The following is a 20,505-nucleotide window of genomic DNA, read 5'->3' on the forward strand; positions in this document are numbered from 1 at the left end:
GGCAACTCAAGCTGGCGACCCGCTAAAGGGGACGCCAGACCATCGTTACTTGTCCTGCTTGCCAAAACCCAGGTAACTCTCAATCACACGGGGATCATGGAGCAACTCTGAAGCCTTGCCCTCAAGACGGACCTCACCCATTTCAAGCACATAGCCGTAATCGGCCACCTGCAGGGCGGCACGGGCATTCTGCTCGACCAATAAAATGGATACGCCGCTTTCACGAAGTCGCATAATGGTATGAAAAACCTCGCGCACCACCAATGGTGCCAGCCCCAGACTGGGCTCATCAAGCATCAGCACTTTGGGTTTACCCATTAATGCACGCCCAACCGCCAGCATCTGACGTTCTCCGCCCGACAAGGTACCGGCATTTTGCATGCGGCGCTCTTTCAGGCGTGGGAACAGCTCATAAACTTCATCCAATGTACTTCGCCAGTTTTTTTCGCGGGAACGATACCGGCGAAAACCACCCAGCAGCAGGTTATCTTCAACCGGCATACTGGAAAACAACTCGCGTTTTTCCGGTACCAGACACAGGCCATTGGCCACTCTGTCCTCTACAATCAGGCGACTGATATCGTGTTCCTGGTAAAGCACCTCACCATTGGCCGAACCGGGAAGCGGCAATGAACCCATGATGGAGTTGAGCAAAGTGGACTTGCCCGCCCCATTGGCACCAATCACCGTCACCACCTGGCCGCTTTTCACTTGAAGATTGATATTTTGCACAGCCAGCACCTTGCCATACTGTGCACTCAGATTTTTTGTTTCCAGTAAGATACTCATACGTTTGCACCCTTTGCGTCAATGGAAATACCCAGGTCATCATCGACACCGCCCAAATAGGCTTCAAGCACCACAGGATTAACCTGAATCTGCTCGGGCGTACCTTCTGCAATACGGGTACCAAAATCCATCACCACCAGATGGTTGGTCAGGCGCATGACAAAATCCATATCGTGTTCCACCAGCAAAATACTCATGCCTTCATCGCGCAAACCGGACAGCACGCTGGCCAGTTCCTGCTTTTCTTTATAGCGCAAACCGGCCGCAGGCTCATCAAGCAACAGCAAGGTGGGATCAAGCGCCAAGGCACGGGCAATTTCCACAATGCGCTGCTGGCCCAAAGACAGGTTACCGGCCTGCTCGTGCAGGTAATCACCCAATCCGACCCGCTCAAGCTGCTTTTTGGCCTCTTGCAACATTTGGGCCTCGGTATCACGCTCCAGATGCAGCAAACTTTGCACAATCCCGGTATTGACGCGCAAATGCGCCCCCAGTGCCACGTTTTCAAGCACACTCATGGTAGGCAGCAACTGTACATGCTGAAAGGTACGACCTACGCCAAGGGCGGCAATTTTACGCGATGACAGCGAACCGATTTCCTGCCCCATAAAACGCACGGAACCGCGAGTGAGCGAATGCACCCCGGTAATCAGGTTGAAAGTGGTACTTTTACCAGCGCCATTGGGCCCGATCAGCCCCATGATTTGACCCGCATGGATATTGAAACTGATGTCATTGACAGCTACCAGTCCACCAAACTCCTTGCGAATGTTGTCCACTTCAAGAATGAGCTCACCATGTTGTGGCCTGGCCCGCTGCGGCAACACTGAAAAGGCTTCAGGAATGGGTTTGGGCTGCACCAGCTGGTTGCCGGTGAATTTAGCCACAAAATTAACCAGAATGGGCCACAGGCCTTCGCGTGCATGGTGCAAGATAAACACCATCAAAATACCAAATACCACCATTTCAAAGTTGGCCGAGGTATTCAACAGTTGAGGCACAATATCCTGGATATGATCTTTCATGGTAAGGATTAGCGTAGAGCCGAAAACAGCCCCCCAGATATTGGCTGAACCGCCAATAACGGCCATGAACAGATACTCAATACCGTAATTGATCCCAAACGTGCTGGGACTGACCGCCCGTTGCTCGTGAGCATACAGCCAGCCTGCCAACCCGGCCAATACACCAGCGTAGACAAAAGCCACTACTTTATAATATTTGGTATGCACCCCAAAGGACTCGGCCATGCCTGCCCCGCTTTTCAGCGAACGAATCGCCCGTCCGGGACGGGAGTCCAGCAGATTCTTGCTGAACCAGACGGCCAGCAATACACATGCCCAAATCAGAAAATAAATATGCTTGGCCTTGAGCAGGGAAAAACCAAAAATCTCAATAGGTGGAATACCCGGAATGCCATCGTGACGCCCCAGGAAACCCAGGTTGCCATACAGGTAATAAAAAACCAGACAAACCGCAATCGTACTAAGCGGCAGGTAATGCCCCGACAGACTTAAGGTTATTTGCCCCAGGACATACGATACGACAAAGGTTAACACCAGGGCTGCCAGCAGACCCACCCAGGGTGAATAACCCGCAGTGGTTGACAGGTAAGCGGTGGCATAGGCACCAATACCGACAAATGCGGCCTGACCAAAGGAAGTCAGCCCCCCCACGCCAGTCAACACCACCAGACCCAATACCACCAGGCTGGCAATACCGATAGAGTTCATCTGGTTGATCCAGAACTCGGGGGTACCTGGGAAGACGGGCAGGCCCACCAGAAAAACGATAAATAATGCAAGAAATAAACGTTTCATTTTATTATTCTTCATCCTCTTCGTGCTTGACTAAAATGGCGCGTAACAGCAGAACAGGAATAACAAGACCAAAGACAATAACTTCTTTGTAATCACTGGCCCAGAATGTGGTGAAGGCCTCGATAATGCCGATGGCAATGGCACCAAAAGCCGCCAGCGGGTAACTGACCAGACCACCAATGATGGCACCGACAAATCCTTTCAGGCCAATCATGAAGCCGGTTTCGTAGGTAATGGTAATGAATGACACAATCATGATGCCAGACAATACCCCCACCAACGCGGTCAAAAAGAAAGTCAGGTGTCCCGACATGGAAGTACCGATACCCACCAAACGGGCACCGCGACGGTTAACCGCCGTTGCACGCAAGGCACGACCATACAGGGTTTTGCCAAAAAACAGCCACAGGGCGCCAATAATGGCCACCGTCATGCCAATCACGAACAGGCTTTGGTATGACCAGTTTAACGAGGCAATTTCAACCGTGCCATCAAAGAAAGGCTCGGAAACCAGCCAGCCTTCGGCCCCAAAAAACACCAGCCCCAGACCCACCAGCGCATAATGCACGGCAATCGACACAATCAACAGGGTAAGCACCGAATGCTCGGCAACCGGTTCGTAGGCAAGCCGGTAAAGCATGGGGCCCAATGGCACGACCAGAAGCAGGGTAAGAAAGGCCTTGACCCACAGTGAAGGATCGGTAGCCAGAACGACCGGTACCGCCCACAGCAAGAACAAGGGGTAAATAACAAAAAACCCCAGTGATTTAAGCAGGGTTTTCCTGTCTTTGCCCTTATAGACAAAATACAATTCTTTCAGGAACAAAACCGCGCCAAACATGGGCAACAGCCAAATTGTGCCGGGCTTGCCACCGTCGGCCATAATCGCAAAGGTAAGTGCACCAAACGTGACAAACTCACCCTGGGCAATAAAAATAATGCGGGTAACAACAAATACAAGCACCAGCGAAACAGCCATCAGGGCATAAATAACCCCGGTAACCAAGCCGTCCTGCATGAGTATTTTGGCAATAGACCAATCCATCTTCTGCTTTTTCTCTTTTTGATATTTAGAACAATAATAGTGCCAGCGTATTTGTCACAATGGCCCGCCTGCTAACAGGACGGGCCACCAGAACCTTCATGACACTGGCCGGGCCTGCTTATTCAGTACCCAGCTCGGGGGCATACACCCACTTGCCGTCAACCACCTTGACCAGCACGCGCGAGCGCTCGTCAAGACCGGTGTGATTGTCCGGGTTCATATTGAAAATGCCATGCACACCTTTCACATCGCTGGTGTTTTCAAGCGCATCGCGCATGGCCACGCGGAACGCTTCGGTACCAGGTTGGGCACCTGTGGCGATTGCCTTGGGAATGGCCGCATTAATTAACGCTGCAGCATCCCACATATGGCCACCAAATACACTCACGGAGCCTTTACCGAATTTGTCTTCATAGCGTTCAATGTAAGACAGGCCTTCTGCCTTGACTGGATTGTCATCGGCAAGCTGCTCGGCCACCAGCAATGGGCCAACGGGCAATACCAGACCTTCACAGGCTTTGGCACATACTCGCAGGAAATCGCTATTGGCAGAACCATGGGTATGATAGATTTGGCCTTTATAACCACGCTGTTTTAGTTCGCGCTGCGGCAAGGCACCGGGTGTACCGGCAGTCGCTACCAGAACCGCATCGGGTTTGGTGGCCAGCAGTTTAAGCACCTGTCCGGTCACGCTGGTATCGGGGCGGTTATAGCTTTCCTCTGCCACAATCTTGATATCAGTGTCTTTCAGGACACTTTTCACTTCATTCAGCCAGCTTTGGCCGTAGGCATCGGCAAAACCAATCACACCCAGGGTTTTGACATTCGCTTTTTTCATGGCGTCAGCCAGGGCCTGAGCCATCAGGAAGTCATTTTGGGGGGTTTTGAACGCCCATTTCTTGGCACCTTCCTGGGGCTCAACCACCACCGCATTACCTGCCAGGCTGATAACCGGCACTTTGTTTTCAGCGGCAACATCCACCATGGCCAGTGAGCCAGGCGTTACCGTGCTGCCGATCATGACATCGATTTTGTTTTCACTGATCAGCTTGCGCATGTTCTTGACGGCTTGCGTGGTATCTGTCGCATCATCGTACACCACGTAATTGACCTTGACGCCACCTACGTCAACAGGAACCACATCTACCGTGTTTTTTTCGGGAATACCCAACGAGGCAGCCGGACCGGTAGCGGAAATGGACACACCCACATTGACCACATCCTGCGCCATCGCAGCACCCACGAATGCGGTGGCAAGCACCATACTTAAAGAGGTTAATTTAGCAAGCTTCATGTTTAATTTGTCTCCATGGACACAATAATCGGGCAGTAAAACCGCAAGTAACAAAAGGCAAACGTGAATCTTACCATTTGTCTGCCGCCAAAATAGCGCAGAACCGGTTTTTACGCTAACATAGTGTCTTGAAATGGGCGCTTGACGCACATTTTTCCTGCTTTCAAACAATGTGTAACAAAAAAATGAACTTATCCGGAAAACAAAACACATAATACTCATTTCAATTAAAATGATTCGTTTCATTCCTCAAGCAGGTGAACAGTGAAAATCATCAAATCCGATGCGCAATGGCAACAGGAACTTACTCCTGAAGAATATTATGTAGCGCGGCAAAAAGGCACCGAACGCGCTTTTACCGGGCGCTACTGGGATACTTTCTCAGCCGGCATCTACCGTTGTGTAGGGTGCGGAACCCCCCTGTTTTCCTCTGACACCAAATTTGATGCAGGTTGTGGCTGGCCCAGTTATTTTGAACCAATCAACCCCGAGCATGTCAGAGAAGAACGCGACACCAGCCATGGCATGGTTCGTACCGAAATCCTGTGTAATATCTGCGACGCCCATCTGGGCCATGTTTTTCCCGATGGACCGCCTCCCACAGGCCTGCGTTATTGCATCAACTCTCTTTCTTTACGTTTTGAACCCGCCGAATGAAAAAATTCCTGTTTGATTTTTTTCCGCTTGTCCTGTTTTTTGTCGCCTTCAAGGTGGCCGGCATTTACGTTGCCACCTGGGCGGCCATTGCAGCCAGTGTGGCACAAATTGTGTGGCTTAAATTACGTAAAAAACCTATCGAAGCCACCAACTGGATGAACGTGATTATTATTGTCGTGTTTGGTGGTGCCACCATCTATTTCCAGAATGAAGCCTTCGTCAAATGGAAACCCACCGTTCTGTACTGGATGTTTGCGCTCATTCTGCTGGGTGGCAAACTGTTTTTCAGAAAAAATCTTATTCAAAAGCTGCTTGGTGCCCAGATGAAGATGGAAGATCATGTCTGGGACAAGCTGAATTACAGTTGGTCCGGCTTTTTCATTATTGCCGGTGCCATCAACCTGTTTGTTGCCTTTTCCGGCTACTTCACACTAGACCAGTGGGCCACTTTCAAGGTATTTGGCATGACCATTCTCCTTGTCATTTTCGCCATCGGCCAATCCCTCTGGATCAGCCGTTATATAGAACTACCCGAGAACTGAACTGCCTATGTCAGATCGCATTAAATTAATAGAAGAAAGACTAGCCAAACTTTCACCACTCAAGTTGCAAATCATTGATGATTCCCATTTGCACGCAGGGCATGCCGGCAGCAAAAACGGTGCCGGCCATTACACCGTCATTATTCAGTCAGCCCAGTTCAACGACTTGAGCCGGGTTGCCCGACAAAGGCTGGTTTATGATGCCCTTTCCGGCCTGATCCCATTTCCAATCCATGCGCTTGCCATTCAAACGCAAACCACTCTCTGACTCATAAAAGGAAAACCATGAAACGTTTTATGTTACTTGCCGCAACCTGCGCGGTTGCCTTGCCTGCTTTTGCACAGAACGTTGCAACAGTCAATGGCCAAGCCATCACTGAAGCTGAACTCAACAACACCATCAAGGCCCTGGTGGCCCGTGGTGCCCAGGACACCCCTGAATTTCGCAAACAGTTAACCGAAGAACTCATTAACCGTGCCGTTCTGGTTCAGGCTGCTGAAAAAGCGGGTGTTGACAAAAAAGATGAGGTTGCCCTTGCCCTGAACAATGCAAAGCAGGAAATCCTGATTGCATCTTTACTGCAGGACTGGAGCCAGAAAAACCAGATTTCCGATGCTGAAATCCAGAAAACCTACGATGAGCTCGTTAAGGAAAGCGCCAACCAAAAAGAATATAAAGTAAGGCATATTCTGGTTAAGGATGAAACCGCTGCCAACAAACTGCTCAAAAGCATCAAAGACAAAAAAGCCAAGTTTGCCGATGTAGCCAAGAAAGAGTCTATTGACGCCGGTAGTGGTAAAAACGGTGGCGAACTGGGTTGGGCACCTGCCGAAAACTATGTACCCGAATTCGCCAATGCTGTAAAAGCAGCCAAGAAAGGTGAACTGGTTGCCAAACCCGTGAAATCACAATTTGGCTGGCATATTATCCAGGTTGAGGACGAGCGTGCTGCCCAACCACCCAAACTGGAAGAAGTCAAACCACAACTGCAGCAAATGCTGAGCCAGCAAGCGCTGCAAAAGCACATGAAAGAACTGCGCGACAAAGCCAAGGTTGAGATTACCGAGAAAAAATAAGTCGGATCTGCAGACGTAGGGGTTCCCACGCAGGAGCGTGGGAACCAGGAAGCGTGGGAACCAGGAAATGCTGAAATAGGCCTTCCCACGCAGGAGCGTGGGAACCAGGATCAGGATAGAACATTGACTCGCTCCCATGCTCTGCGTGGGAGTGCATGCCCTTCGCATTGACTGACTTGTTCCCACGCGAGAGCGTGGGAACCAGGAGCAAGCAATCAGGACAGGCCCAGCATTTGCCTTAACTGGTCTTCATCTATTACGGTTACGCCCAATTGGCGTGCCTTTTCCAGTTTGCTGCCGGCATCGTCTCCGGCGACCACGTAGCTGGTTTTTTTGGATACCGAACCGCTTACCTTGCCACCGGCCTCCATAATAAGCTTGCCGGCCTCTTCGCGTGACCAGGCAGGCAAAGTACCGGTAAGCACAAAAGTGCTGCCCGCCAGCGTATCATTCTGGCTTTTTTCAATCTGTTTGGGCTGCACACCCACTTGCAGCAAATCGGCAATCACGTCCTGATTATGCTGCTCGGCAAAGAAGCGGCGAATAGAGCCCGATACCACCGGCCCAACTTCAGCCACTTTCAGCAATTCCTCTTCGGAAGCCTGCATCAGCGCATCCACACTCCCAAAATGAAGCGCCAGATCCCGTGCCGTCGTTTCGCCTACATGACGGATGCCCAGGGCATAAATCAGGCGGGAAAGCTCAACCTGCTTGCTTTTTTCTATCGCATTCACCAGGTTTTCGGCCGATTTTCGCCCCATCCGCTCAAGACCCATTATTTTTTCAACAGACAGGCGATACAAATCAGCCAGGGAGTGAACCCAGCCCTGATCAACCAATTGATCGACGATTTTTTCACCCAGACCTTCAATATCCAGCGCCTTGCGACTGGCCGCATGCAAAATGCTTTGTTTGCGTTGGGCCGCACAAAACAGCCCACCACTGCAACGTGACACCGCTTCATCAGGCAAGCGCTCAATAGCTGAACCACACACCGGACAAGCCGTGACCATCACAAACTCACGGGCATCGACCGGACGCAACTCGGGCAATGGGCGTACCACTTCGGGAATCACATCGCCTGCACGCCGCACAATAACCGTATCGCCAATCCGGACATCCTTGCGCCTGATTTCATCTTCATTATGCAAGGTCGCGTTGGTAACCGTAACACCGCCCACAAACACCGGCTGCAAACGCGCAACCGGCGTAATGGCACCCGTGCGTCCGACCTGCACCTCGATATCCAGCAATTTGGTGCTGACTTCTTCGGCCGGGAATTTATGTGCAATGGCAAACCTGGGAGCCCTGGAAACAAAACCCAGTGCCTGCTGGGCTTCCAGACGATTGACTTTATAGACCACACCATCAATTTCATAAGGAAGGTCAGCACGTATACGACTGACATGACGGTAAAATTCCAACATCCCGTCCACGCCTCTGACTACCCTGCGCTCTTGCGCCAATGGAAAGCCCAGCTGGGCAAACCAGACCAGCATATCGGCATGAGTCAATGGCAAGGGGTTTGTAAAGCCGGAGATTTCTCCCCAGCCATAGGCAAAAAACCGTAATGGACGCTTGGCGGTAATACGCGGATCAAGCTGACGCAAACTGCCGGCAGCGGCATTACGCGGATTCACAAACATCTTTTCCCCACGGGCACCCTGCTGCTGATTCAGCTTTATAAAATCCTGGCGATTCATCAGCACCTCACCACGAACCTCAAAAACGGCCGGCAGATTGTCGCCCTGCAAACGTAAAGGTACCGAAGCAATGGTACGAATATTACCGGTCACGTCTTCGCCGGTTTGCCCGTCTCCACGGGTCGCCGCATGGGCCAGTACACCATTTTCATAGCGAATGCCAATCGCCAGGCCATCAAGTTTTAACTCACAGTTGTACTCAACCCTATCGGCCAGGTCCAGCAGACCGGCATCACGCAAACCATCAGTAACCCGTTTGTCAAATGCGGCAATATCCGCTTCATCGAACGCATTACCCAAAGACAGCATGGGTACGGCATGCCGGATACTGGAAAAAGAAGACAGCGGAGCGCCACCTACCCTTTGGGTGGGAGAGTCGGGAGTAATCCATTCTGGATGGGCGGCCTCGAGTTTTTGCAGTTCGCGCATAAGTGCATCGTATTGCGCATCAGAAATAAGCGGCGCATCCTGCACATAATAAGCCTGGTCGTGTTTTCGGATTTCATTGCGAAGCGCCTGCAGTGCCAGCGCTTCAGGGTCATGCTTGATTACCATTTTTTATACTTCAACGATCAGGAAAACACCAGCAAGGCACGGCTTGAACCGGCCGGGATACCCTGCCTGTCAAGTTCCTCATAAAGCTCCACAAGCTTGCGATCAATACCCACTTCGGCGCCATCCATGACGGGGCGTCCAGAGTCATCCACCAGCTGGGCCTTTAAGGCAACCGCCAGCTCTTTGGCGACCCCCAACATGCGACCAAATGAGTGCTCATCAGCAGGGCTGCGCGGGACATCGAGCAACAAACCGATATGATCAATACCCGCAGAACGCACACCCTGACCGGGCTCGTTACCCAGCAACAACAGAAAACGGGGGATGCCATCTTCGTTGCACCAGGCAAAATCATTGCCATACTCCACAAAACTCATGCGACGGATAATCGATACAATCGCCGCCACAGGTTGAGTACCCTGGAGTTTCAGGGTCAGTCCAACCTGCGTATCCAGGTTGGCACACAACTCATCAAGAGACTGTGCCCGTTTAAGCAGGCTATCAGCATCAGGGCTCTCTGTGCTTGCATCAAGAACATGGGCCAGCTTGTCGGCCATCACCAAGGCCTGGGACCATTCGATTTCATTCAGGGGACCCTGACGATTGGCCAGCACCACGGCCATTTGCAATGAGGTATAAGACTCGTTGGGATGCAGACGGGCACGATGATAACCATCGGCGGTTTCGGCAAAATAACGAATGGACTTGGTGCCTGCCTGACGATAGGGCTGGATATGTGCCAGCAACCTGGCACCGGGAATCGCTGAAGCAAAATGCAAGTCAATCACCCCTTCGCAGACTTCATCAACCGTTTCCTCGTCATGGGCCTGTTTGATGGAGGCAACCGCCACACCGGCCTCGAAGGCGGGATCTTCATCTGGCAGGCCAAATGCCGGCTCTTCACGCAAGGAGCCAGTATGTGTATGGATGGGTTCCGCACTTAACAAAGGGTCTTGCTCCGGCTCGGGGAACCTGTTTCGCATTTTGTTCTGGATGCGCTGCTCCTGCCACCAATTGAACAGCAACACCAATAAAATCAGTACAACACCAAGTGCGATCAGACTTAGCTGCAAATTACTCATATCTTTTTAACCCTATGATTATCATGCTTCATTGGCCAGTTGGACAGCCGAATCAATATCTACGGCAACGATTCTTGAAACACCCTGCTCCTGCATCGTAACACCAATTAATTGCCGGGCCATCTGCATGGCTATTTTATTATGAGAAATAAATAAAAACTGTGTCTGGTCACTCATGCTTTTGACCAGGTTTGCGTATCGTTCGGTATTGGCATCATCCAGCGGCGCATCAACCTCATCAAGCAGGCAGAACGGTGCCGGATTCAGCTTGAACAGGGCAAACACCAGCGCGGTTGCGGTCAAGGCCTTTTCTCCGCCTGACAACAAGTGAATCGTGCTGTTACGTTTGCCCGGAGGCTGTGCCATCACCTGCACACCGGCATCCAGGATTTCCTCGCCGGTCATGATCAGGCGGGCTTCACCGCCCCCGAACAACTTGGGAAACAGTTCTCCAAAATGACCATTAACCTGATTAAAGGTTTCCTGCAACAAATCCCTGGTTTCGCGGTCAATTTTGCGAATGGCATCTTCCAGCGTATCGATAGCCGAGATCAAATCATCATGCTGGGCATCAAGAAAACCCTTACGCTTACGGGCCTCGGCCAATTCTTCAAGCGCAGCCAGGTTAACCGAACCCAAGCTGTCCATTTGCCGTGAAATCCTCTGGACCTCTGACTGAAGCCAACCGGTTTTTTGCCAATCGGGCGGCAAATCGGCCAGCATGGCCCGCAACTGAGCACGGTCAACCTGGTGCTGATCCAGCTGATCGGCAAATTGTTCAACCGCCAGCCGGGCCGCCTGTTCATCCAGCTGCAACTGCATGATGCGGGCCCGTAGCGGCTCAATGGACTGCTCAAGGGCCAACCGCCCCTCATCGGCATTACGCAATGTAGCGGCAATATTTTCCAGTTCAATCCGGGCCTGCGTCAGGGCCTCTTCTTTTTCTGCCCTGGTTTCCAGCGCCTCCTGCAGGCCGCTGCGGATGGCCTCTTCATCGAAATCAAACAGTTCCTGCTCAAGGTTATCCAGCTCCAACCTGGCTTGTCCACTTTGATGACGGGCCAAATCCCTGTTCTTTTCAAGCTCGGTAATGCGGGCTGCCAGCGAACGCTTGCTAAACTCGGCTTCCTGTGCTGAACGTTCAAGATCGCGCAGCGTCTGTCTGGCCTGTTCAACCTCTTGAGCCAGGTCTTCTCCGTGCATTTGTGCATCGGCATAACGGCCTTGTATTTCTCCCAATTCGATATCCAGCGTTTCGAAACGGGCCTCACTGGTTTCCATGACAGCATGCAGCTCTTCACGCTGCATATCCAGATCGGCCAGGTCCTCATTCAAGCGGCGGGCGCGTTCGTCTGATTGCTGGATTTGCTGTTGCAAACGGGTGTATTCCAGTTGCAGGTCATGACTGCGACGCGTTAGCTCTGCCAGTCGCTGGCGGGCCGGCACCATTGCCTGCGACACCTGGCTCCAGGCACTTTCACTGCGGGCAACCGCACTGATGGCCTGGTCGGCGATTAGCTGGACTGCCTTGATTTCCCGCTGCAGGTTTTCTATTTCATTCTGACGGGCCAGCATACCGGCCTGCTCGGAATCCGCCGCATAAAAACAAACCCCATTGGCATCCACCACATGGCCACTTTTCAGCACAAACTGGCCACCCTCTGGCAACTGCTCACGGCGGGCCAGAGCTTCGGACAGGTCATCGGCCACATAAATGCCACGCAACCACTGCGCCAGCAGAGTCTTGAGATCATTATCGTTACAGCGCACCAGAGACAACAAGGGCTTCATACCCTGTACGCCTGGCTGAACCATCAAGGGAGCCGCCGGTTTCTGGTAAAACGCCAGCCGTGAGGGTGGTGCATCCTGGTCAAAAGCACGGGTCAGCGCAAGATTACGGACTTCGATAGCCGCCATTCTTTCACGCAACACCGATTCAAACGCACTTTCCCAGCCCGGTTCAACCTGAAGCTTTTGCCACAGGCGACCAAGGCCGGACAATTCATGTTTTTGCAACCAGGGTGCCAAAGTTCCCTGTTTTTGCACGTCTTCCTGCAGTTTTACCAATGCCGCCAAGCGGGCTTCCAGACGGGCCAGATTGGCATTTTCGGCTTGGGCGTTTTCATGCGCCTGACGACGGGCCTCCTCAAGCCCGGGCAGACGCTCTTCAAGACTGATCAACTGTGCCTGCGCCTCTTCCAGCTGCAAAGCGGCAGCGGCACTGTCACCAGCCAACTGTTCACTACGGCCGGTATCGGGCAGGGCTATTTCACTTTTTTCCTTAAGCAGCCTTTCGCGACGCTGTTCAAGCGCCTGTAGCTGACGGTTGGTTTCCCTTTGCTGCTGCCCCACCAAAGCCAGATTTTGCTCAATACCGGCCAAGGTGCTACGCAAACTCTCCCTTTCTGCAGCGGCTTGCCTGAGCCGGTTTTCAAGTTCGGGCAGGCGCGACTGCATTTCTTCCACCCGGGCATGTGATTCTTCAGCCCGCTCAGCCGACACCGCGCTTTCCTCTTCAAGCAGGGCTATTTGCTCTTCACAATGCTGGTACTGCGCTTCCCACTCCTGGATTTGCGTTGTTAATTGTGACTTGCGACTGTGCAGACGATTACGTGAATCAGCCACATGCCTGATTTCTGTTTCAAGGCGGCTGACCTGCGTATTGGCTTCATACATGGCGGTTTGGGCCGCATGAACCGCGTCACTGGCCTGATAATGTGCCTGACGTCGCGCCTCCACCGCTGTTTCAGTAGAACGCAACTGAGCCAGGGCCGCCTCGAGATCGGTTTGTGCCTTTTCGCTTTCCTCGGCCTTGCGTTGCCTGTCCTGCCGGGCATTTTCTTCCCGAATCATCCACAGCACATGCTGTTTCTGCTCGCCCTCTTGCTGCAGGCTGCGATACTGCGTGGCCACTTCGGCCTGTGACTCGAGTTTACCCAGCTGGGTATCAAGCTCACGCAGGATGTCTTCCACGCGCGTCAGGTTCTCACGGGTATCAGCCAGACGATTTTCTGTTTCACGGCGTCGCTCTTTATAGCGGGAGACACCAGCTGCCTCTTCAAGGTACACACGCAGCTCTTCGGGCTTGGCTTCGATAAGACGATTGATCATGCCCTGCCCAATAATGGCATAGCCCCGGGAACCCAGACCGGTACCCAGGAACAAATCGTGAATATCGCGACGACGTACCTGCTGGTTATTGATGAAATAACTGCTGGTGCCGTCTTTGGTCAGGACACGGCGAACAGAAATCTCGGCGTAAAGGCTCCATTGCCCTATCGCACGGCCTTCGGTGTTGTCAAACACCAGTTCGACAGAAGCCCGTCCTGCAGCCTTTCGATTGGCTGAACCATTGAAAATGACATCTTGCATGGACTCGCCACGCAGCTCGGAGGCCTTGGTTTCACCCAGTACCCAACGCACGGCATCAATAATATTGGATTTCCCACAACCATTGGGGCCCACCACACCTACCAGCTGACTGGGAACAGGAATGGTGGTTGGATCGACAAATGATTTAAAACCGGATAATTTTAGTTGGGTTAAACGCACGTTAATGAACAGAAATACTTTATCAAATTGGATTCATGCATTTTATGACGGACACGTTGCATGAAGCCTCAAACCTTATATAATAACCTAGCTGCACACAAAATATAGTCAATAAAAGTCACCGTACATCTAAATTTTACCGGCCCGTTTTTACATTCACGGTAACCGAAAAAAACGGATGGCAATACTTTATTTCTTCGTGCAAGTGGTCAGCAAACAGTAAAAAACAAAAAATTGGAATTCGGTTGAAAAAAGGTTTTTATCTCGTCATGATCGCGCAAGCACTCTCTTCGCTTGCCGATAACGCTTTATTTATTGCCGCAATCGCACTTATTGCCGAGTTAAACGGACCAGACTGGATGACTCCGGCCATGAAATGGTTTTTTGCGTTTTCTTACGTGATACTGGCCGCTTTCGTGGGTGCCATTTCCGACTCTTACCCCAAAGGCAGGGTCATGTTTGTGACCAATGCCATTAAAATTTCGGGCTGTCTGCTCATGTTCGGCTTCGAGTTTGTCTCGGGTAACAACCACGCCCTTCACGCTTATATCGTTTGTTTTTCATACGCTTTGGTGGGCATTGGCGCTGCCGCTTATTCACCGGCCAAATACGGCATTGTCACCGAGCTGCTCCCCCCCAACGACCTGGTCAAGGGAAACAGCTGGATAGAAGGCCTTACCGTGCTTTCCATTATTCTGGGAGTAGTACTGGGCGGCAAGCTGACTGAACCGGCCATGTCTGGCTGGCTGCTGGCCAACCCGTTTATCAGCACCATTGCCAAAACACCGGCAGAAGCCGCCATCGTGGTAATCGCCACCATTTATATCCTGGCAGCCCTGTGCAACCTGCTCATTCCCAATACGCACTTTGTTTACCCCAAACAGGAAACAAACCCTGTCAAGCTGTGCAAGATTTTCTTCAGCTACGTCAAAATCCTGTGGCAAGACAAGGTAGGACAAATCTCCCTGGCCGTGACCACCCTGTTCTGGGGGGCCGGTGCAACCCTTCAACTGGTGGTTTTGCAATGGGGACAAGACCATTTAAACCTTACTATTGCCCAATCGGCCAATTTAATGGGCGTCGCCGCCATTGGCACCGTACTGGGCTCGGTCCTGGCCGGCAAGGTCCCTTTACGCAAAGCCCTTTTCGTGTTGCCTGTCGGCATTATAATGGGTCTGGCCGTCATGCTCATGACCATCACCCAAAGTGACTGGAGCGTTTATCTGGTCCTCATCCTGATTGGTGGCCTGGCCGGCTTCTTTGTGGTACCCATGAATGCACTGCTGCAACACCGCGGACATGTCCTGCTTTCTGCCGGGCATTCAATTGCGGTACAAAACTTCAATGAACAACTGAACATCCTGTTCATGGTCGCCGTCTATGGTGCCATGGTGGCCTTTGACATGCACATCAATACCATCATTATTATTTTTGGCTCCATTGTGGCCATCTTGATGGCATTCATTATTGTCTGGTGCCTGATCAATAAAAACCGTTACCCTGATACCTTCGATGAAATTGGTGATATTGGCCACGGACGGGCCCAGCAAAGTACATGACGTTGGGTCCTGGCCTGAAACCGGCCAGGGAAAAACCGTTTGTACCTGCCCTGTTGGCAGGCTATGAACAGGAACGCACAATCCGCAAGGCTGTTTGCAGGTCTTGCCAAACCCTGGCCTTATCAGCTTGCGCAACCATTAAATGGTTGGGGTGATACGTTACGACTACAGGTATTTTTTGCCCATTTGCATCATTAATAAAACAGTCTTGGGCACGCAAGGCCTCAATGGTTTCATTACTGCCCAACAATAGATTGGCGGCACGCCCGAAAACCACGATACACTTGGGCCGGACCCGTTCAATCTGCGCCAGCAGAAAACCCTGGCAACTGGCCACTTCTTCTTTTGAAGGCGCAATATTGGCAACCGGCCGACATTTGACCAATGGTGTGATAAACACCGTTTCACGCTGCAAACCCAGGGCCTTCAGCATATTGTCAAACAAGGTTCCCGCTTTGCCCATAAATGGCTGCCCATGCCAGTCATCCTGCTCTCCGGGCGCTTCCTCGACAAACAACCAGTCGGCAGGCAGCGCACCTTCGCCAAAAACTGTGTGCCTGCGATGCTCACTTAAGGCGCAACGGGTGCAATTAGCCACACTTTCACGCAGACCAGGCCAGTCAAGTTGACCAAGATCGGGCCGCAGCACCATGGCGGTCGGAGTTTCTTCTTGTGGTGTTTGCGCGGGCACCGGCCTTTGCACCTGACGGGAAGGCAAATGTGAAACCACCGGACGGGCAGTGGTGAAGGCCTGCCCTTCGGCTTGCCGGCCAGACTCTTTTGTCCCTGCCAAATGACCAGGCCCTGCCACACCGGGCTTGACAGCCGAAACAGCCCCCTGACGGCCACCCCCAAGCGGCAACAGGGGCTCGCCCCAAAGACGGTCTATGCCAGCCTCTTGCAACCACAATGCCTGCAATCCGTTTATATTGGGCCGAACCGGAATCGGAGGGATTAAATTATTGGATACCATGAGCCATTATGCCACATGCTTTTGCATGACCAGCGCATCTTCACTTTCACCATTATTACCCGCATAATACCCCTTACGCACCCCGATTTGCACATAATGATGTCGCTCATAAAAAGCCCGCGCCTGACGGTTTGACGGTCGCACTTCAAGCACCTGCATATCCAGTCCCGCCTCTTTGAGACGATTCTCGGTAAAAGCCAATAAACGGGTACCCAGCCCCTGCCCCTGAAAACCGGGTTTAACGCCAATTAACAGCAAATGGGAGACATCAGGCGCCAACATTTGCATGGCAAACCCCAGAACGGTATTTTGCCTGTCTGTAACGACCCAGCCCGGATAATTGGCTTTCAGCGCGTCCCGGAAATTACCTACGGTCCAGGGGTTTTCCTGCACAGCCTGTTCAATCGCCAATACCGCATCAATATGCGACTCATCCATGGCCAGGACAAGATAATCATCTGCGGGCAACGGGCCTGGCTGTTCAGGCAAAGCCTGGCTACTGTTAACGGACGGCAAGCCTGCCTTGGGATTGCCACCTGCCCCCTGCTCACGCTCTTGGGTGGTAAATGCCACCTTGTCACGGACATACAGCGGACTGGCGTGATCGGCCTGGATAAACAACTTGTCATGCCAGGCAGGCAGGGCCAGCCGCACAATCGTATCGGCCTCTGCCCAGCCAGAAGGCCCATAAACAATACCCTCATGTCCCTGCAACAGATCGGGATAAGCGGCCAAGGCGTTACCGGCCAGCAAGAAACGGATCGGCCGGCCTGCATGACGCTCCCATTCAGGCCGCCGGCTTTCCAGCCAGAAAAAAACCTGATCGGCCGCAATCAGGCACGGCCCCTGGACGGTTTCCAGCTGATCGGGATGATTGGCATCCTGGCAGTAAACCGCCATGAAAACCTCATGCATGCGGGCATCAAGCACACTGACAATATAATAAAGGCCATCGGCCTGCGCACGCGCCAGCTCGGCAGTGGCACGCAATGAAGTGACCGGATAAACCGGCACCCCAAGACCAAAACCCAGCCCCTGTGCAGCACCACAGGCGATACGCAAACCGGTAAACCCGCCCGGCCCCTGCCCGAAAGCGATGCCATGGATATCGTTTTTCTGCAAACCGGCCTCTTCCAGCAACTCATCAAGCATGGGCAACAAACGCTCCGCATGCTGCTGGCCAAGAGCATTGTGACGGAGCATTACCCTGGCATTGCCTTGGGCATTGGCGCATAGCAAGGCCACACTGGAGCTGGAGCCCGAGGTTTCAATGCCAATCAAATTAATATTCGTCATAAAAAAATTCAAGAAACTATCGTATATACCGATATGCAACAAACCTTATTTGTTACAAAATGCCAGGGTGCACCTAAGAAAACAAAAATACACCAAACCCGATTTAACGCAAATATTTTGAGAAAATCTCTTTTAAATTTGTTTTATTTCACCAATCATGGTGCATTACCCATCATAAAATAGCATTTTAATGGTTTAAAGTTCCGTATCTGCAAAATTTGGTTCAATCTCATGCAAACAAATGGATCTTGTTTATTACAGGCACAAATATCCGTTACACAAGAATCACAATTATCCGGACTTTTTTTGTGTAACATGTTGTGAAACCCCCTAGTTAACCTTTTTGAAGGCTGTTACATTTCCGGTATGAATACTCAAAATCAAACTTCACCTCGAAAAATACTGGTTGTAGACGACGATCAACGCCTGCGTGATCTACTGCGTCGCTACCTGTCTGAACAAGGGTTCAATGTTTTTGTCGCCGAAGATGGCAAAGAAATGTCCAAACTCTGGCAACGCGAACACTTCGACCTGCTGGTCCTTGACCTCATGCTGCCAGGCGAAGATGGCCTGTCAATATGCCGTCGCCTGCGTGGCGCCGGTGACAACACCCCCATTATCATGCTAACGGCCAAAGCGGAAGAAATCGACCGCATCCTTGGTCTTGAAATGGGTGCCGACGACTACCTGTCCAAACCCTTCAACCCCCGCGAACTGCTGGCCAGGGTCAATGCCATTTTGCGCCGTCGCGGCTCCGATGAACACCCGGGGGCACCCAGCCAGGAAAATGAATCCATTATTTTTGGTCCTTACACCCTGAACCTGTCAACCCGCACCCTGAGCAAAAACGATGAGGTCATCCCCATCACCACGGGCGAATTCTCGGTACTTAAAGTATTTGCGCGTCACCCTAAAGTACCCCTGTCCCGTGACAAACTCATGGAACTGGCACGCGGACGCGAATACGAAGCCTTTGACCGAAGCCTGGATGTTCAGATTTCCCGTCTTCGCAAGTTAATCGAACCCAATCCTGCCAAGCCGGTTTTCATTCAAACCGTTTGGGGGCTGGGTTATGTTTTCGTACCCGATGGCGGAAACTGATTCCTCTTATGCTAAATGCTGGAAGATAAAAACCACTTAAAAGGTTTATTTCACAAAACGTTATTCAAGGCCCGGCTGAGTTTATTCAGCCGGTCTTTTTTACTGCTGGCCGCCTTGCTGATTGTCAGTCTGAGCACCTGGCTGGCCGTTTTTTTCAGTATGCAGGAAGAGCCCCGTGCCATTCAATTGGCCCAACGGGTCGTGACTGCCCTCAAAATCACACAAAAATCCCTGCTGTACGTTCCTTCCTCAGAACGTAACGCCCTGGTTATCGACCTGGCTACCGATAGTGATATCCAGTTTTTCCCCCGCCAGCTCGACGACACCATCATTGCCTTGCCCAACACCTTTTTCTGGAACACCTTCATTAAGCATATCAAGCTGGAAACCAATGATCTCAACACCCTGGTGGCTGCCAACATGAACGGTGAGCCAGGCATCTGGATCAGCTTTATGACCAATGATGACCTGTACTGGCTTTTACTCAAAAATGACAATTCCAAAGTATCCCTGATCAATGAATGGCTGGGCTGGGGGATTATTGCCCTTATATTGGCGGTAACCGGTGCCGCCATTAGTGTCCGGTTTGTCAACATCCCCCTTTCGCGTCTGTCCAAAGCCGTGCAGCAGGTAGCCCGTGGTGAAAACCCGGCCCCCCTTCCCACCAATGAAGGCCCGCTGGAAATCCGCGACCTTAACCAGGCCTTCAATCGCATGGCCCGTGACCTGCGCCAGATCGAAGCCGATAAGGAACTGATGCTGGCAGGCATTTCCCATGACCTGCGCACGCCATTGGCACGCATGCGACTGGAAATTGAACTGAGCAATGTCAGTGATGACGCCCGTGCCGCCATTGACGGAGACCTGGCCCAGATTGATCACAGTATTGGCCAGCTCATGGAGTATGCCCGACCGGCCGGTGCCATTCCCGATACCGCCATTGATGTATCAGAAGTGCTGACCATGCTTTGTCGACGCGAAAAGAACTATACCGAATCCCTGTCCGGCACACTGGATTTCAGTATAGCCCCGGGACTCTACGCCAAAATCGGCGAATTGAATCTCAAGCGCATCGTCAGCAACCTGATCGAAAATGCCCGCCGTTACGGCAAATCCGCTGACGGTGTCGTCCATATCACCGTTACTGCCCGGGAAACCGGCTCCCTGATTCATATTGATATCAGCGACCAGGGACCTGGCATCCAGAGCAAAGACATAGAGCGCCTGCTCCGCCCCTTTTCCCGTGGCGAGGTTGCCCGTACCGGCGTGAGCGGTGCAGGCCTTGGTCTTTCGATTGTCGAACGGCTGCTCAAGCACGTCGGCGGCTCGCTACGGCTCTTGCCCAACAAACCCACAGGCCTTACCGGCCACATTGAGATACCCAAAGCCAAACAGACAAACAATCAGGCAGACATCTGAAAGCGTTAGCGTTATACTGATCCGGATCTGGAAACCTTGAG

General features: G+C 52.0%; 16 protein-coding genes. 7 read left to right on the plus strand and 9 right to left on the minus strand.

Annotated features, from left to right (window positions below; all coding sequences use genetic code 11):
* Positions 1–45 precede the first annotated feature (45 nt).
* From KU392_RS01810 to KU392_RS01825, 4 genes are all read right to left on the minus strand, one after another.
* Positions 46–789, minus strand: coding sequence for an ABC transporter ATP-binding protein (locus tag KU392_RS01810; protein WP_217734385.1), 744 nt, complete (start codon positions 787–789; stop codon positions 46–48).
* Positions 786–2,609, minus strand: coding sequence for a branched-chain amino acid ABC transporter ATP-binding protein/permease (locus tag KU392_RS01815; protein WP_217734386.1), 1,824 nt, complete (start codon positions 2,607–2,609; stop codon positions 786–788). The genes KU392_RS01810 and KU392_RS01815 overlap by 4 nt, the downstream gene beginning before the upstream one ends.
* A gap of 4 nt (positions 2,610–2,613) precedes the next feature.
* Entirely contained in the window at positions 2,614–3,654 is a 1,041-nt protein-coding gene (locus tag KU392_RS01820) for a branched-chain amino acid ABC transporter permease (RefSeq protein ID WP_217734387.1), read from the minus strand.
* A gap of 118 nt (positions 3,655–3,772) precedes the next feature.
* The gene (locus tag KU392_RS01825) at positions 3,773–4,948 is read right to left on the minus strand and encodes an ABC transporter substrate-binding protein (RefSeq protein ID WP_169294070.1); all 1,176 of its coding nucleotides are present in this window, start codon (positions 4,946–4,948) and stop codon (positions 3,773–3,775) included.
* A 264-nt stretch (positions 4,949–5,212) separates the two neighbouring features.
* On the opposite strand from KU392_RS01825, the gene msrB reads away from it, so the two are divergent.
* The 4 genes from msrB to KU392_RS01845 are packed head-to-tail and all read left to right on the plus strand — an operon-like array spanning position 5,213 to position 7,224.
* Complete coding sequence (msrB, locus tag KU392_RS01830; protein ID WP_169294069.1) at positions 5,213–5,605, plus strand: peptide-methionine (R)-S-oxide reductase MsrB; 393 nt, start codon at positions 5,213–5,215, stop codon at positions 5,603–5,605.
* Positions 5,602–6,147 (plus strand): septation protein A, encoded by a 546-nt coding sequence (locus tag KU392_RS01835; protein WP_169294068.1) that lies wholly within the window; start codon positions 5,602–5,604, stop codon positions 6,145–6,147. The genes msrB and KU392_RS01835 overlap by 4 nt, the downstream gene beginning before the upstream one ends.
* A 7-nt stretch (positions 6,148–6,154) precedes the next feature.
* The gene (locus tag KU392_RS01840; protein WP_169294067.1) at positions 6,155–6,415 is read left to right on the plus strand and encodes a BolA family protein; all 261 of its coding nucleotides are present in this window, start codon (positions 6,155–6,157) and stop codon (positions 6,413–6,415) included.
* A 17-nt stretch (positions 6,416–6,432) separates the two neighbouring features.
* Positions 6,433–7,224, plus strand: coding sequence for a foldase protein PrsA (locus tag KU392_RS01845; protein ID WP_169294066.1), 792 nt, complete (start codon positions 6,433–6,435; stop codon positions 7,222–7,224).
* Between the two features lie 215 nt (positions 7,225–7,439).
* On the opposite strand, the gene ligA is transcribed toward KU392_RS01845, so the two are convergent.
* From ligA to smc, 3 genes are read right to left on the minus strand one after another with little or no spacing between them, the layout of a single operon-like run.
* A complete protein-coding gene (ligA, locus tag KU392_RS01850; protein WP_217734388.1) occupies positions 7,440–9,482 on the minus strand; it encodes an NAD-dependent DNA ligase LigA in 2,043 nt (680 codons plus the stop codon).
* 17 nt (positions 9,483–9,499) lie between these two features.
* Positions 9,500–10,564: a cell division protein ZipA C-terminal FtsZ-binding domain-containing protein gene (locus tag KU392_RS01855; protein WP_217734389.1), complete on the minus strand. Its 1,065-nt coding sequence runs from the start codon at positions 10,562–10,564 to the stop codon at positions 9,500–9,502.
* Between the two features lie 21 nt (positions 10,565–10,585).
* Entirely contained in the window at positions 10,586–14,116 is a 3,531-nt protein-coding gene (gene smc / locus KU392_RS01860; protein WP_169294063.1) for a chromosome segregation protein SMC, read from the minus strand.
* Between the two features lie 245 nt (positions 14,117–14,361).
* On the opposite strand from smc, the gene lplT reads away from it, so the two are divergent.
* Entirely contained in the window at positions 14,362–15,675 is a 1,314-nt protein-coding gene (lplT, locus tag KU392_RS01865) for a lysophospholipid transporter LplT (RefSeq protein ID WP_217734390.1), read from the plus strand.
* Between the two features lie 61 nt (positions 15,676–15,736).
* Here the strand turns inward: lplT and KU392_RS01870 are convergent, their stop codons facing one another.
* Positions 15,737–16,648, minus strand: coding sequence for a uracil-DNA glycosylase (locus KU392_RS01870; RefSeq protein WP_217734391.1), 912 nt, complete (start codon positions 16,646–16,648; stop codon positions 15,737–15,739).
* Positions 16,649–16,654: 6 nt separating this feature from the next.
* Positions 16,655–17,944, minus strand: a complete 1,290-nt coding sequence (gene tsaB / locus KU392_RS01875; RefSeq protein WP_169294060.1) for a tRNA (adenosine(37)-N6)-threonylcarbamoyltransferase complex dimerization subunit type 1 TsaB — start codon at positions 17,942–17,944, stop codon at positions 16,655–16,657.
* Between the two features lie 366 nt (positions 17,945–18,310).
* Here tsaB and ompR point away from each other — a divergent pair, with 366 nt between their 5' ends.
* Both ompR and KU392_RS01885 read left to right on the plus strand, forming a co-directional pair.
* A complete protein-coding gene (gene ompR / locus KU392_RS01880; protein ID WP_169294059.1) occupies positions 18,311–19,045 on the plus strand; it encodes an osmolarity response regulator transcription factor OmpR in 735 nt (244 codons plus the stop codon).
* Between the two features lie 15 nt (positions 19,046–19,060).
* On the plus strand, positions 19,061–20,464 hold the full coding sequence (locus tag KU392_RS01885) for an ATP-binding protein (RefSeq protein ID WP_217734392.1): 1,404 nt from the start codon (positions 19,061–19,063) through the stop codon (positions 20,462–20,464).
* Positions 20,465–20,505 lie beyond the last annotated feature (41 nt).

Source organism: Advenella alkanexedens (genome assembly GCF_019132845.1).
Taxonomy (GTDB): domain Bacteria; phylum Pseudomonadota; class Gammaproteobacteria; order Burkholderiales; family Burkholderiaceae_B; genus Advenella; species Advenella alkanexedens.